This window comes from Streptococcus mitis (assembly GCF_023109515.1).
GTDB classification, from domain to species: Bacteria; Bacillota; Bacilli; order Lactobacillales; family Streptococcaceae; genus Streptococcus; species Streptococcus mitis_CS.
The window spans coordinates 359,251-373,409 of sequence record NZ_JALDUM010000001.1 but is presented as its reverse complement, the minus strand read 5'-3'; the positions used below and the strand labels follow the sequence as shown (position 1 = coordinate 373,409).

Here is a 14,159-nt window from a genome sequence, read left to right as displayed (position 1 = left end):
CAAGAGAATTTATCTTTTTCACCCAGCATTTAGGGCGTGTTCAACTCCTTTCAAAGAATGTAGAGTAGGTTTTTATGCAGTAAAAGATATTTTACGGGAATTAGTCCCATGTTCAGTTACCTTAAGGAACCAAACAATCCTTTCTGTAGTTTAATCTTTTAAATTAGTCAGCAATTAAGAAGTCTCTCCTCAGCGTATTGAATCATCTCCTCAGCTACTTCTTTATCGTAGTCAAAACCCATCTTTTGAGCAAGGGACTGAGCCTCTTGGTGGAAAAGTTGCATCGTATCAAATAGAGACTGAGTGATTTTGTCTAAACTGGAAAAATCAAGAAGATTAGATAGCTCCTTCTCTTTTTCAACTGGCAAATGGTTAAAGAGATACTTGCAGTTCTTGCCGATTTCGACTCTTCCCCTAGCACTTGCTACCTGCCAAGCCAAGATTTTCAGGAGTTCTTGTTGACAAATGCCATAGAGATGATCGGTCGCGTAGATGAGCTGATTCCGACAAATCCCTTTGACAACGTAGGCCGACACCCACCAGAACTCATTGCAGGCTTTTTCAAAATCTGTCTGACTAGCTAGATTCGTCCAGTAACGCTCTATATTTGGTGAATAGGGTTCAAATAAATGCTCTGGATCTTCTAAAACAGTAAATCCGGCCTCACTATCCACCCACTCTTGAATTTGTTGTTTTGGACAGAGGGTTAGATCAATTCGATTTCCATCTTCAAAGAGCATGAGGTATAGACGACGTTGACCAAGACCAACTTCTTGCTCGATAATGCGTTTGCCAAACTGGTCCAACCAAGATAAATCTGTAATCAGCTCGTCCAGATTCTCTACAACATAGACTACGTCATAGTCTTGAAATTCATCTTTTGAGGCTTTTGTATCAGTCCGTGAACCAGACATGGCGACAGCCGTGACTTGTAAGGTTTCAGCAGTCTTTAAAACTACATCGAGCATTTCTGTTTCAGTTCTCATGTTTATACCCATTCATTAAAAACTAACTTAAAATACTGTCGCTTCTTCCAGCGTAAACTTGACATTATCTTCAATCCACTTACGTCGTGGTTCGACCTTATCACCCATGAGGACATTGACGCGACGTTCGGCGCGAGCCAGATCTTCAATGGTGACACGGATAAGGGTACGGGTTTCTGGATTCATGGTTGTTTCCCAGAGCTGGTCCGCATTCATCTCACCAAGCCCTTTATAGCGTTGGAGGGTAGCGCCTTTACCGAGCTGCTTGCGGAGTTCTTCAAGTTCTCCGTCTGTCCAAGCGTAGGCCACTTCTTCTTTCTTGCCTTTTCCTTTGGACATCTTGTAAAGAGGCGGAAGGGCAATATAGACATGTCCCGCCTCAACTAGCGGACGCATATAACGGTAGAAAAAGGTTAAGAGAAGTGTTTGAATATGGGCACCGTCTGTATCCGCATCGGTCATGATAATGATTTTGTCATAGTTGGCATCTTCAATAGAGAAGTCTGCTCCAACACCTGCACCGATGGTATAAATCATGGTGTTGATTTCTTCATTTTTGAGGATATCCGCCATCTTGGCCTTGGCTGTATTGATAACCTTACCACGAAGGGGCAAGATTGCCTGGAACTTGCGGTCACGGCCTTGTTTGGCAGAACCACCGGCAGAGTCCCCCTCAACTAGATAGAGTTCATTCTTAGCAGAATTCTTGGACTGGGCTGGGGTCAATTTCCCAGATAATAAGCCCTTGTCTTTTTTATTTTTCTTACCATTTCGGCTCTCATCACGCGCCTTACGTGCCGCTTCACGAGCATCACGCGCCTTGATAGCCTTGCGGATGAGGTTAGAAGCCAATTCACCATTTTCCATAAGGAAGAAGGTCAACTTATCCGCCACAATGCCATCCACAACGGGACGAGCAAGAGGGCTTCCTAGCTTGTCCTTGGTCTGTCCTTCAAACTGGAGGTGTTCTTCAGGAACCAAGATAGAAAGAACGGCTGCTAGTCCTTCACGATAGTCTGACCCTTCAAGGTTTTTATCTTTTTCCTTGAGAAGCCCCGTCTTACGCGCATAGTCATTCATAACCTTGGTAATAGCGGACTTGAGTCCTGTCTCATGTGTTCCACCGTCTTTGGTACGAACGTTATTGACAAAGGACAAAATATTATCTGAAAATCCATCATTGTACTGGAGAGCTACTTCCACTTGGAAACCATTATCTTCACCTTCAAAGTAAAGAACTGGTGTCAAGGTTTCCTTGTCTTCATTCAGATAAGAAACAAAGTCCTGTACCCCATTCTCATAATGGAACTCAATCGCTTCATCTGTTCGCTTGTCCGTTAAAGACAAGGTAACATTTTTCAAGAGAAAGGCTGATTCATTAAGACGCTCTGAAATGGTATTGTACTTGAAGTCAATCGTAGAAAAAATAGTTGCGTCAGGCATGAAGGTGACTTTGGTACCTGTCTTAGACTTGGGTGCTGTACCAATTTTCTTCAAGGTTGTGACGGGTTTCCCACCATTTTCAAAACGTTGTCTATAAACTGCTCCATCACGAGTGATTTCTACCTCCAGCCAACTAGATAGAGCATTTACAACGGAAGAACCAACCCCGTGGAGACCGCCAGATGTCTTATAGCCTCCTTGACCGAATTTCCCTCCAGCATGAAGAATGGTAAAGATAACCTCAACAGTTGGAATTCCCATAGCGTGCATACCCGTCGGCATCCCACGACCATGGTCTTGAACCGTTAAACTTCCGTCTTTATTAATGGTCACATCAATACGGTCACCAAATCCAGACAAGGCTTCATCGACAGCATTATCGACGATTTCCCAGACTAGATGGTGGAGACCAGCACCATCGGTCGATCCGATATACATCCCTGGACGTTTTCGGACCGCATCCAACCCTTCTAGCACCTGAATGGCATCATCATTATAATTGTTAATATTGATTTCCTTTTTTGACACAAGGAACCTCCTATTCGTTCATCTTTACTATTCTACAGGTTTTCCAAGGATTTTGCAAAATTTTTCTTTCTCCGGTGTGACAATTTCAGAAGAGATTCTCTGCATTTCTTCTCCATTTCATGATATAATAGGAGTATGATTACAATAGTTTTATTAATCCTAGCCTATCTGCTGGGTTCGATTCCGTCTGGTCTCTGGATTGGACAAGTATTCTTTAAAATCAATCTGCGCGAGCATGGTTCTGGAAATACTGGAACGACCAATACTTTCCGTATTTTAGGTAAGAAAGCGGGTATGGCAACCTTTGTCATTGACTTTTTCAAAGGAACCCTAGCAACGCTTCTTCCGATTATGTTTCATCTGCAAGGCGTTTCTCCTCTCATCTTTGGACTTTTGGCTGTTATTGGCCATACCTTTCCAATCTTTGCAGGATTTAAGGGTGGCAAGGCTGTCGCAACTAGCGCTGGAGTGATTTTCGGATTTGCACCTGTCTTCTGTCTCTACCTTGCAGTTGTTTTCTTTGGAACCCTCTATCTTGGTAGTATGATTTCGCTATCTAGTGTCACAGCATCTATCGCAGCCGTTATCGGAGTTCTACTCTTTCCACTTTTTGGTTTTATCCTGAGCAATTATGATCCTCTATTCATTGCTATTATCCTAGCACTGGCTAGTTTGATTATCATTCGGCATAAGGATAATATCACACGTATCCAGAATAAGACTGAAAATTTGGTCCCTTGGGGATTAAACTTAACCCATCAAAATTCTAAAAAATAAACGCCAGTTTGAACAGAACTGACGTTTTTTGTATGCTTATTTTGATTTGATATAGTTGATACCATCTGCTTTTGGTGCGACTGCTTTTCCAAAGAAGGCTGCCAAGACAAGAATTGTCAAGACATAAGGTGCGATTTGAAGATAAACCGCAGGAACTCCTTGTAGGAATGGAAATTGAGAGCCGATAACAGCCAAGCTTTGTGAAAGCCCAAAGAAGAGACTAGATAGCATGGCTCCGATTGGATTCCATTTTCCAAAAATCATCGCAGCAAGAGCGATAAATCCAGGTCCAACAATAGTTGTCACTGAGAAGTTGACTGAGATGGATTGAGCATAAATTGCTCCGCCAATTCCACCTAGGAAACCTGAAATAATAACCCCTAAATATCTCATTTTGTAGACATTGATTCCCAAGGTATCAGCTGCTTGAGGGTGTTCACCGACAGAGCGGAGGCGAAGACCAAAGCGAGTCTTGAAGAGGATAAACCAAGCAAGGAATGAGAAGGCAATCGCGATATAACCTAGCAGACTTGTTGACTTGAAGAAGATATCACCGATAACTGGGATATTTGCCAAGACTGGGAAATCAAAGCGTCCAAAAGTCTGACTTAGGTTGTCGGTTTGTCCTTTGTTATAAAGGACTTTCACTAAGAAAACAGCCAAGGCTGGCGCCATCAAGTTCAATACCGTACCGCTGACAACATGGTCTGCACGAAAATGAACCGTCGCTGCTGCGTGGATGATAGAGAAGAGGCCTCCAACCAATCCTGCTACAAGCAAGGATAGCCATGGAGTTGCTGCTCCAAATTGTTCTGCAAATTCAAGGTTAAAGACAACTCCAGAAAAGGCACCCATAACCATAATTCCTTCAAGGCCGACGTTTACCACACCACCACGTTCAGAGAAAACACCACCGATACTTGTAAATATGAGGGGTGCTGAGTAAATCAGCATAGAAGACACCAAGAGGGTGAGCAAGGTTGTAATAGACATCTTTACTTACCTCCTTTAACTTGTTTTTTCGGTTTGACAAAGCGTTCGATAAGGTAATGAACACTGACAAAGAAGATAATAGACGCTGTTACAATGCTGACAAGCTCAGATGGCACCTGCGCCGCATTCATACCAGGAGCTCCAACTTGGAGAACACCAAATAGGAAGGCTGCAAAGAGAATACCAATTGGTGAGTTGGCCGCAAGCAGACTAACCGCCATACCGTTAAATCCAACAGCTAAAGATGCCCCTTGAACATAGACGTTCTGGAAGGTTCCAAGTCCTTCAACAGCTCCACCAAGACCTGCCAAGGCACCTGAAATAATCATTGAGAGGATAATCGTTCTTTTTGCAGAAATACCAGCATATTCTGAAGCATGTGGATTAAGACCAACCGCACGGATTTCAAAACCAAGGGTTGTTTTCTTGAGCATGAACCAAATAACTGCAACGGCAATGATGGCAAAGAAAATACCAATATTCATCCGCGAATTACCAGTCAACTCAGCCAACCAAGGTGTCTGATAGGTTGCATTAGCCCCAACACGAATTGTCGAATCTGTACTTTGCATAAAGTCTTTAGGAAAGGCATGGATAAAGGCATTTCCTACATACAAGACAATGTAGTTCATCATGATGGTTACGATAACCTCTGATGTCCCTAGATAAGCTCTAAGTATACCTGGAATCGCTCCGACAATCCCACCAGCAATCAAGGCAATCACGATAGTTGCTAGAATCATCAAGGGACGTGGCATATCTGGATGCGACAAGGCAAACCAACCACTGAGAATCCAACCTGCCAAAGCCTGACCAGGAAGCCCAACGTTAAAGAAACCGGCGCGACTGGCAACGGCAAAACCAAGACCAATCAGGATTAGAGGCCCCATAGCACGGAAGATTTCTCCAATCCCACGCAGACTACCAAAGGCTGTATAGAACAATTCTTCGTAGCCCCAAATAGCATCATAACCGAAGATCCACATAACAATGGCTCCGAGTAAAATTCCTAGGAAGACAGAAATCAAGGGAACCGAAATTTGTTGTAATTTTTTAGACATCACTCTTCTCCTTTCCCAAGTTTCCACCCGCCATCAAGACACCTAGTTCTTGTTTATTGGTTGTTTCTGGTGATACAATACCTTGAATCTTACCATCGTGGATAACGGCAATACGGTCTGAGACGTTTAAAATCTCATCCAACTCAAAGCTGACAACAAGGACAGCCTTACCATTATCACGCTCTTCAATCAAGCGCTTGTGGATATATTCAATGGCACCGACATCCAACCCACGAGTTGGCTGGCTGACGATAAGGAGATCAGGATCTCGATCAATTTCACGAGCAATAATTGCTTTTTGTTGATTTCCTCCTGAAAGTGCAGCTGCAGGAACAATTTCACTAGCAGCACGAACATCAAACTCTTCCATTAGCTTTTTAGCATAAGAAGTAATATTTGAATAGTTCAAAATTCCATTTTTACTATGTGGTTCTTTATAGTAGGTTTGAAGGGCAATATTTTCAGAGATCATCATTTCCAAAATCAAGCCATCACGGTGACGGTCTTCTGGAACGTGCCCAACACTTAGTTCTGTAATTTGTCGTGGGTGCAAGCCTACAATTGAATCTCCTTTTAGCTCAATGCTACCAGATTCAACCTTGCGAAGACCTGTGATGGCTTGAATCAGTTCAGACTGACCATTTCCATCAATCCCCGCAATACCAACAATCTCTCCCGCTCGAACATCCAAGGACAGATTTTTCACAGCTGGGACACCGCGGTTTTCATTGACCACCAAATCTTTGATTGACAAGACTACTTCTTTTGGTTGAGAGGCTTGTTTCTCTGTTTTAAAGGAAACAGAACGTCCTACCATCATTTCTGCCAAATCAGCATTAGTAGCCCCTGCAATTTCGACTGTTTCAATTGATTTCCCACGACGGATAACTGTAACGCGGTCAGAAACTGCACGAATCTCGTCCAACTTGTGGGTAATCAAGATAATTGATTTCCCTTCTTTGACAAGATTTTTCAAAATAGCCATCAACTCATCAATTTCTGATGGAGTCAAGACAGCCGTTGGTTCGTCAAAGATAAGAATATCAGCCCCACGATAAAGGGTTTTTAAAATTTCTACACGTTGTTGGGCTCCAACTGAGATATCTGCCACCTTGGCAGAAGGGTCAACAGCTAAGCCATAACGTTCAGAAAGAGCCTTGATTTCTTTGCTAGCTCCAGCGATATCTAGCACACCATTTTTAGTCAATTCACTACCTAAAATGATGTTTTCAGCCACTGTGAAGGCTTCTACCAACATAAAGTGCTGGTGAACCATTCCGATTCCCAAGCCAGCTGCTTTAGATGGGGAGTCAAGGTTGACAACTTGACCGTTGACCGCGATTTCACCACTGGTTGGTTCAAGAAGGCCTGCTAACATGTTCATGAGCGTGGACTTACCAGCCCCATTTTCTCCTAAAAGTGCATGAATTTCACCTTTTCGTAGGTGCAGGTTGATTTTGTCGTTGGCAACAAATTCACCAAACACCTTGGTAATATCACGCATCTCAATGACATTTTCGTGTGCCATGTGCTCTTCCTTTCAGAGTCTTATTTTATTTCAATAAAACTTGCTAGTTTGTCTAGTAGCAAGCTTTACTGAGACAAAATGACTTTGTCTCAACTCTTAAAAAGCGGCCGAGGACCGCTTCCTAAGAAATGACTTCCATCCATTATTTTGCAGGAACTTTTACGCTTCCATCAAGGATTTTAGCTTTAGCATCTTCGACAGCTTTTTTACCTTCTTCTGAAAGGTTTGTTACTGCCAAGTCAACCCCTTTATCTTTCAATGAGTAAACGATTACTTGACCGCCAGGGAATTCACCTTTTTCTGCCTTGTTAGAAATATCTTTTACAGTTGTACCAACTTGTTTCAAAGTAGATACAAGAACAAAGTTTGATTCTTTACCATCTTTAGAAGTGTATTTACCTTCTGCTTCTTGGTCACGGTCAACACCGATAACCCAAACTTTTTCATTTTCAGGACGGCTTTCGTTAAGTGATTTTGCTTCTGCAAAGACACCTGCACCTGTACCACCAGCTACTTGGTAAACAATATCTGCACCAGCTGCGTATTGTGCGGCTGCAATTGTTTTACCTTTAGCAGCATCACCAAATGAACCAGCGTAGTCAACTTGTACTTTGATAGATGGGTCTACTGAGGCAACACCAGCCTTGAAACCAGCTTCAAAACGAGAGATAACTTCTGATTCCTGCCCACCTACAAAACCAACTTGTTTTGTCTTAGTTGTTTTAGCTGCTGCAACACCTGCGAGGTAACCTGACTCATTATCAGCGAAAGTTACACTAGCAACATTCTTTTTATCTTTAATCACATCATCAATCAAGACATAGTTCAAGTCAGAATGTTCTTTAGCTGCTTCTTCAACCGCATTGTGAAGGGCAAAACCAACACCGAAGATTAGGTTGTAACTTCCAGCCGCTTGTTGCAAGTTGTTAGCGTAGTCAGCTTCACTTGTTGATTGGAAGTAAGTGAAACCGTTATCTTTTGAAAGATTGTGTTCTTTACCCCAAGCCTGCAAACCTTCCCAAGCTGATTGGTTGAATGATTTGTCATCAACACCACCAGTATCAGTGACGATTGCTGCTTTTGTCTTCACATCAGAAGATGAAGCTGCCTTACGAGAAGAGCGGTTACCACATGCAGCAAGTCCAACTGCTGCCACTGCAACTAGACCAAGGCCTAGCCATTGTTTCTTGTTCATTACTGAACCTCCTAAATAAGATGTGCAACGATGTTGCAAATATGGATTGGTTGGCCACAAGGACCGTGCCACTCAGAGAGCGACTCAGACTAGTTTAAGTCTGTAAAAGAATATGGAAGTAACTCCCCGACCGTCATCTCGACCGTCGATTTATCTTTTGCGACTAAGGTCACTTTTAGATCTTGTTCAAAAAATTCGACCATTACTTGGCGACAAGCACCACATGGTGAAATCGGTTTTTCAGTCTGTCCATAGACAATCAATTCTGAAAACTCTCTTTGTCCTTCAGATATAGCCTTAAAAATGGCTGTTCTCTCACCGCAATTGGTCAAAGGATAGCTAGCATTTTCGATATTCACTCCTGTGTAAACACTTCCGTCTTTTGCCACTAAAACTGCTCCGATAGGAAAGTGAGAATAGGGGACATAGGCATGTTTGCTGGTTTCAATTGCCAGTTCAATCAACTCAGTAGTCGCCATCTGCCAGTTCTCCTTTTAAAATGGCTACCCCAGCTGACGTTCCAATACGGGTCGCACCTGCTTCCACAAAGGCAAGAGCATCTGCATAAGAACGAGCTCCGCCAGCAGCCTTGACACCCATTTCAGGTCCAACTGTTTCACGCATTAATCTAACATCTGCTACCGTAGCCCCACCAGTTGAAAACCCAGTAGATGTTTTAACAAAATCAGCTCCCGCTTTTTGGGCCAATTGGCAAGCCACAACTTTTTCTTGGTCTGTCAGAAGGCAAGCTTCAATAATGACTTTCACTAACTTGTTACCACTTGCTTCAACAACAGCACGAATGTCCGATTCAACCAAATCAAGATTTCCTGATTTGAGGGCACCGACATTGATCACCATATCAATCTCATCTGCACCATTTTGGATAGCTTCTTTGGTTTCAAAAGCTTTCACGGCTGAAGTTGTTGCTCCCAAGGGAAAACCAACCACTGTACAGACCTTGACATCTGTACCTTCAAGCCCTTTTTTAGCATGTTCAACCCAGGTCGGATTAACGCAAACACTGGCAAAATCATACTCTCTAGCTTCAGACAACAAACAATCAATTTGATTTTCTGTCGCATCTTGTTTCAAAAGTGTATGATCGATATATTTATTCAATTTCATATTCGGATTCTCCTGCAGTTTATGAGATTATTTCTATGATTTCTCGTAAACTTTGCACACTATCATTTATTTTAACATATTTTTGAAAATCTGTAACTAGCTGAGAAGAAATTTTTCCATTTGTGTATACTTTTGCAACAATTTCTCCCTTTTGAACGAAATCTCCAACTTTCTTTTCAAAAACAATTCCTGTTTCATAGTCCAAGGCATCAGATTTGACTGCACGACCAGCACCCAGTCTCATGGCATAAAGCCCAAATTCCATTGCCGGGAGAGCTGAAATGACACCCGTTTCCTGAGCAGGGATTTCCACCACATGGGCCACATTTACAGGACGATAGAGGTCTTCCAAGTCTCCACCTTGGGCTTGGACCATCTCCTCAAACTTAGCTAGCGCTTGATCATTTTCAAGATGTTGGCGAACTTCTTCAACTGTTTTATTTACATTTGCCAGACCAAGCATAATTTGAGCCAATTCACAGATGAAGTGGGTAATATCCTGACGGCCTTGACCTTGTAAAATCTCCAATGCCTCAAGGATTTCAAGGCGATTTCCAATCGCTCGTCCCAAGGGCTGACTCATATCCGTAATGACTGCTACCGTCTTCCGACCAACAGCCTTACCAAGATCCACCATGGTTTGAGCCAATTCGCGTGCCTCATCAACCGTCTTCATGAAAGCACCCTCTCCGACAGTTACGTCAAGCAAAATAGCATCCGCTCCTGCCGCGATTTTCTTGCTCATCACCGAACTCGCAATCAAAGGAATCGTGTCGACAGTTGCGGTCACATCACGAAGGGCATAGAGAAGCTTATCTGCTTTGACCAGCTGGTCTGATTGCCCAATGACAGATACACCAATATCCTGAACCTGACGAATAAAATCTTCTTGACTACGCTCTACTTGATAGCCCTTAATGGACTCCAATTTATCAATTGTCCCACCAGTATGGCCGAGACCACGACCACTCATTTTGGCTACAGGCACACCAAAGCTAGCAACAAGAGGAGCCAAAATCAAGGTTACCTTATCACCAACACCACCCGTAGAATGCTTGTCAACCTTAACCCCATCAATAGCTGATAAATCAAACTCTTGCCCTGTCTTGACCATCTTCATAGTTAGGTCAGAGATTTCTCGAGTCGTCATTCCTTTGAAATAGACAGCCATAGCAAAAGCAGACATCTGATAATCAGGGATAGTTCCTGACACATAGCCTTCAACCAGCCACTCAATTTCACTCGAAGTCAGTTCTTGACCATCTCGTTTCTTTTGGATTAAATCAACTGCTCTCATTCTTTCACACTTCTAAGGATATAGTATCCCTTATCTTTTTTTAAGATTTCGCAATTGCCAAACACCTCTTCCATCTTGGATTTAGCACTTGGGGCCCCTTGTTTTTTCTGGATAACGATTGTTAAATCTCCACCAGTTTCCAAGAAATCTTTACTTTTCTCAATGATTTCATGAACCACTTGCTTGCCCGCACGGATAGGAGGATTGGAAATGACATGGTCAAATTCCCCTTCAACTTGTTCATAGATGTTGGACTGGAAAATCGTCGCTTCTACTTTATTTCGTTCAGCATTTTGTCGCGCCAAATCCAAGGCACGATTATTGATATCGACCATGGTCGCCTGAACTCCATAAGCCTTAGCCAAGGACAAGCCCAGAGGCCCATAACCACAGCCTACATCAAGGACAGTCTCTCCTTGGTTGACCTCAAGACACTTGAGCAAAAGTTGACTGCCAAAGTCAATCATTTTCTTGCTAAAAACACCCGCATCTGTCAAAAAGGTCATTTTTTCTCCCAACAAGTCCACTCTCAACTCATGAATGTCGTGAGCAGCGTCAGGATTTTCTGCATAATACATTTTACTCATGAAACTATTTTACCATAATTTGACTTAAATTGTAAATCGTTTACAAATTGATCATAAAACGAAAAAGACTGAAGAAAGCTAGTAAGTAAAACATTTTCTTCAATCTCTTTAAACACTTATAAATAATAAGCCATTTAGAACTAGAAATATCATAATTAGGATATAACAAAATGTTTATCATCTATAATTAGGCGCATTCTTATTACTATTGCTTAACCTTCAGATACTTAATTATCAACAAAATTCCCAACAGGATGTTTAGATAAAAGCCCAACTGATACGTTTTTGTCAGGATTTCCCAACTTGTCCAAAGTCGTACCAAATCTTCTAGCGACATGCGGAAGAAATAACCCTCTGTAGCAATCCATAGAACTAAAAAGACATAACTACCAGCAGCAAACCATTTCGTCCACCGTTTTTTTAGTAGGCAAGCAATCAAGAGCGAACAGATAAAAATAGCTGTTACAATAGCATGTTCCATCAAAAAAGTAAAACCGTAATAGATTTCCACAAAGCGTCTACCATTATCCGCATTCGCCCCTTTTATAAAAGGTAGTGCAAAACTTAAAATAAAACAAAGTTCCAATATGTAACGTTTTAAGATTTTCATAGTACACCTCCTATAAGTTGTAACCCTCAAAGCCTCCCTTATTAGCTTATAAGTCAGGAGAAACCAGCTCCTACTTCATCAATAAATTGGTCAACCTCTATCTACCTCTATTATACGATATTGGCTTACTATCATCAAGAAACCGCTTTATTTTTTTAGCTTTTTATGGTATGATAAACAAAATATCTAGGGGAAAACAAATGACCAACGAATTTTTACATTTTGAAAAAATCAGCCGCCAGACTTGGCAATCGTTACATCGAAAGACAACACCTCCTTTGACAGAAGAGGAATTAGAATCCATCAAGAGTTTTAATGACCAGATTAGCTTGCAGGATGTTACCGATGTCTATCTCCCCCTAGCCCATCTCATCCAGATTTACAAGCGTACCAAGGATGATTTGGCCTTTTCAAAAGGGATTTTCCTTCAACGTGAAAGCAAGTCCCAGCCTTTTATCATTGGGGTTTCTGGGAGTGTTGCCGTTGGAAAATCCACAACCAGTCGCCTACTTCAAATCCTACTGTCCCGTACACTTACAGATGCTAGGGTTGAGTTGGTAACAACCGATGGCTTTCTCTATCCCAACCAGACCTTGATTGAGCAAGGGATTCTAAATCGTAAGGGATTTCCTGAAAGCTATGATATGGAAGCTCTTCTCAACTTCCTGGATCACATCAAAAATGGACAAGATGTAGATATTCCTGTCTATTCTCATGAAGTCTACGACATCGTACCTGAGGAAAAGCAGAGCGTCAAAGCTGCTGATTTTGTCATTGTTGAGGGAATAAATGTCTTTCAAAATCCACAAAATGAGCGTCTCTACATTACTGACTTCTTTGACTTTTCCATCTATGTTGATGCTGCAGTCGATGACATCGAGAGTTGGTATCTAGACCGTTTCTTGAAAATGCTGAGCCTAGCCCAAAACGACCCTGATAGCTACTATTATCGTTTTACACAAATGCCGATTGGGGAAGTGGAATCCTTTGCCCATCAGGTCTGGACCAGTATCAATCTCACAAATTTACAAAATTATATTGAACCAACTAGAAATCGTGCAGAAGTGATTCTTCATAAAACAAAGAACCATGAAATCGATGAAATTTACTTAAAAAAATAATTTTCCCTTGTCAAAACGTAAGTTTTCAGATATAATGGTATAGTTAGTAAATATGGAGGTAAGAACATTGGCAAACATTAAATCAGCTATCAAACGCGCTGAATTGAACGTTAAACAAAACGAAAAGAACTCAGCTCAAAAATCAGCTATGCGTACTGCTATCAAAGCTTTCGAAGCAAACCCATCTGAAGAACTTTTCCGTGCTGCTAGCTCAGCTATCGATAAAGCAGAAACTAAAGGTTTGATTCACAAAAACAAAGCAAGCCGCGATAAAGCTCGTCTTTCAGCTAAACTTGCTAAATAAGAAACAGTCCATAGAGGCTGTTTTTTTGTCCCCAAATAGGAAAAGGTAGAAAATGAAAATCGCAATTATCGGATATTCTGGTGCTGGTAAGTCAACTCTAGCTGAAAAGCTGTCTCACTGCTACTCCATCCCAAAACTTCACATGGACACACTCCAATTTCAACCCGGTTGGCAAGACAGTGATCGTGAATGGATGTTGACCGAGATGGAAAATTTTCTCACAAAGCATGAAGCTTGGGTCATTGATGGGAATTATTCTTGGTGTTTCTATGAGGAAAGAATGCAGGATGCTGACCAAATCATCTTTCTCAATTTTTCTCGCTGGAATTGTCTGCTACGAGCCTTTAAACGATACCTCACATACCGAGGCAAGGTCAGAGAAAGTATGGCAGCTGGTTGTCAAGAACAATTTAATTGGGAGTTTATCAGATGGATTCTTTGGGAGGGGCGGGCTAAAGCTCAAAAAGAAAATTACCAAAAACTTTGCCAAGAATACTCACATAAAGTCACTATTCTTCGAAATCAGAAAGAACTAGATCAATTTCTGGATAAGAAAAGGAAGTCCTCCAATTCATAAAGAAGGGCTTCCTTTTTGGCTATA

At 41.9% G+C, this 14,159-nt stretch carries 15 protein-coding genes; 4 read left to right on the top strand and 11 right to left on the bottom strand.

Translation table 11 applies throughout. The features are described 5' to 3' along the window. Window positions 1-167 precede the first annotated feature (167 nt). Both M1G05_RS01945 and parE read right to left on the bottom strand, forming a co-directional pair. Window positions 168-986, bottom strand: coding sequence for an aminoglycoside 6-adenylyltransferase (locus M1G05_RS01945; RefSeq protein ID WP_247952962.1), 819 nt, complete (start codon window positions 984-986; stop codon window positions 168-170). 27 nt (window positions 987-1,013) lie between these two features. Then, complete coding sequence (parE, locus tag M1G05_RS01940; protein ID WP_247952961.1) at window positions 1,014-2,957, bottom strand: DNA topoisomerase IV subunit B; 1,944 nt, start codon at window positions 2,955-2,957, stop codon at window positions 1,014-1,016. 135 nt (window positions 2,958-3,092) lie between these two features. On the opposite strand from parE, the gene plsY reads away from it, so the two are divergent. Beyond that, entirely contained in the window at window positions 3,093-3,734 is a 642-nt protein-coding gene (gene plsY, locus M1G05_RS01935; protein ID WP_173270336.1) for a glycerol-3-phosphate 1-O-acyltransferase PlsY, read from the top strand. 36 nt (window positions 3,735-3,770) lie between these two features. Here the strand turns inward: plsY and M1G05_RS01930 are convergent, their stop codons facing one another. The 9 genes from M1G05_RS01930 to M1G05_RS01890 form a co-directional block, all read right to left on the bottom strand. Continuing rightward, a complete protein-coding gene (locus tag M1G05_RS01930) occupies window positions 3,771-4,727 on the bottom strand; it encodes an ABC transporter permease (protein WP_173270339.1) in 957 nt (318 codons plus the stop codon). A gap of 2 nt (window positions 4,728-4,729) precedes the next feature. After that, entirely contained in the window at window positions 4,730-5,788 is a 1,059-nt protein-coding gene (locus M1G05_RS01925) for an ABC transporter permease (RefSeq protein WP_084888380.1), read from the bottom strand. Further along, complete coding sequence (locus M1G05_RS01920) at window positions 5,781-7,316, bottom strand: ABC transporter ATP-binding protein (RefSeq protein WP_247952960.1); 1,536 nt, start codon at window positions 7,314-7,316, stop codon at window positions 5,781-5,783. The genes M1G05_RS01925 and M1G05_RS01920 overlap by 8 nt, the downstream gene beginning before the upstream one ends. Before the next feature lie 142 nt (window positions 7,317-7,458). Continuing rightward, the gene (locus M1G05_RS01915; protein ID WP_001036120.1) at window positions 7,459-8,511 is read right to left on the bottom strand and encodes a BMP family lipoprotein; all 1,053 of its coding nucleotides are present in this window, start codon (window positions 8,509-8,511) and stop codon (window positions 7,459-7,461) included. Between the two features lie 89 nt (window positions 8,512-8,600). Further along, complete coding sequence (locus M1G05_RS01910) at window positions 8,601-8,990, bottom strand: cytidine deaminase (RefSeq protein WP_000246088.1); 390 nt, start codon at window positions 8,988-8,990, stop codon at window positions 8,601-8,603. Then, a complete protein-coding gene (gene deoC, locus M1G05_RS01905) occupies window positions 8,977-9,639 on the bottom strand; it encodes a deoxyribose-phosphate aldolase (protein WP_247952959.1) in 663 nt (220 codons plus the stop codon). Before deoC ends, M1G05_RS01910 begins: the two co-directional genes overlap by 14 nt. A gap of 19 nt (window positions 9,640-9,658) precedes the next feature. Then, window positions 9,659-10,936 carry a pyrimidine-nucleoside phosphorylase gene (locus M1G05_RS01900; protein ID WP_247952954.1) on the bottom strand — a complete coding sequence of 426 codons (1,278 nt, stop codon included), beginning with the start codon at window positions 10,934-10,936 and terminating at the stop codon, window positions 9,659-9,661. Then, window positions 10,933-11,523: a class I SAM-dependent methyltransferase gene (locus M1G05_RS01895; RefSeq protein ID WP_282184772.1), complete on the bottom strand. Its 591-nt coding sequence runs from the start codon at window positions 11,521-11,523 to the stop codon at window positions 10,933-10,935. Before M1G05_RS01895 ends, M1G05_RS01900 begins: the two co-directional genes overlap by 4 nt. Before the next feature lie 205 nt (window positions 11,524-11,728). Beyond that, on the bottom strand, window positions 11,729-12,133 hold the full coding sequence (locus M1G05_RS01890; RefSeq protein ID WP_247952944.1) for a hypothetical protein: 405 nt from the start codon (window positions 12,131-12,133) through the stop codon (window positions 11,729-11,731). Window positions 12,134-12,333: 200 nt separating this feature from the next. Here M1G05_RS01890 and coaA point away from each other — a divergent pair, with 200 nt between their 5' ends. The 3 genes from coaA (at window position 12,334) to M1G05_RS01875 (ending at window position 14,135) form a co-directional block, all read left to right on the top strand. Continuing rightward, window positions 12,334-13,254 carry a type I pantothenate kinase gene (gene coaA / locus M1G05_RS01885; RefSeq protein WP_020902939.1) on the top strand — a complete coding sequence of 307 codons (921 nt, stop codon included), beginning with the start codon at window positions 12,334-12,336 and terminating at the stop codon, window positions 13,252-13,254. A gap of 67 nt (window positions 13,255-13,321) precedes the next feature. Continuing rightward, the gene (gene rpsT, locus M1G05_RS01880; RefSeq protein WP_001274000.1) at window positions 13,322-13,558 is read left to right on the top strand and encodes a 30S ribosomal protein S20; all 237 of its coding nucleotides are present in this window, start codon (window positions 13,322-13,324) and stop codon (window positions 13,556-13,558) included. Between the two features lie 52 nt (window positions 13,559-13,610). Further along, the gene (locus M1G05_RS01875) at window positions 13,611-14,135 is read left to right on the top strand and encodes a DNA topology modulation protein (protein WP_153198800.1); all 525 of its coding nucleotides are present in this window, start codon (window positions 13,611-13,613) and stop codon (window positions 14,133-14,135) included. Window positions 14,136-14,159 lie beyond the last annotated feature (24 nt).

Coding starts and splice junctions, on each gene's coding strand:
- M1G05_RS01945 (WP_247952962.1), bottom strand. CDS start 986: ATGAGAACTGAAACAGAAATGCTCGATGTAGTTTTAAAGACTGCTGAA.
- plsY (WP_173270336.1), top strand. CDS start 3,093: ATGATTACAATAGTTTTATTAATCCTAGCCTATCTGCTGGGTTCGATT.
- M1G05_RS01930 (WP_173270339.1), bottom strand. CDS start 4,727: ATGTCTATTACAACCTTGCTCACCCTCTTGGTGTCTTCTATGCTGATT.
- M1G05_RS01925 (WP_084888380.1), bottom strand. CDS start 5,788: ATGTCTAAAAAATTACAACAAATTTCGGTTCCCTTGATTTCTGTCTTC.
- M1G05_RS01920 (WP_247952960.1), bottom strand. CDS start 7,316: ATGGCACACGAAAATGTCATTGAGATGCGTGATATTACCAAGGTGTTT.
- M1G05_RS01915 (WP_001036120.1), bottom strand. CDS start 8,511: ATGAACAAGAAACAATGGCTAGGCCTTGGTCTAGTTGCAGTGGCAGCA.
- M1G05_RS01910 (WP_000246088.1), bottom strand. CDS start 8,990: ATGGCGACTACTGAGTTGATTGAACTGGCAATTGAAACCAGCAAACAT.
- deoC (WP_247952959.1), bottom strand. CDS start 9,639: ATGAAATTGAATAAATATATCGATCATACACTTTTGAAACAAGATGCG.
- M1G05_RS01900 (WP_247952954.1), bottom strand. CDS start 10,936: ATGAGAGCAGTTGATTTAATCCAAAAGAAACGAGATGGTCAAGAACTG.
- M1G05_RS01895 (WP_282184772.1), bottom strand. CDS start 11,523: ATGAGTAAAATGTATTATGCAGAAAATCCTGACGCTGCTCACGACATT.
- M1G05_RS01890 (WP_247952944.1), bottom strand. CDS start 12,133: ATGAAAATCTTAAAACGTTACATATTGGAACTTTGTTTTATTTTAAGT.
- coaA (WP_020902939.1), top strand. CDS start 12,334: ATGACCAACGAATTTTTACATTTTGAAAAAATCAGCCGCCAGACTTGG.
- M1G05_RS01875 (WP_153198800.1), top strand. CDS start 13,611: ATGAAAATCGCAATTATCGGATATTCTGGTGCTGGTAAGTCAACTCTA.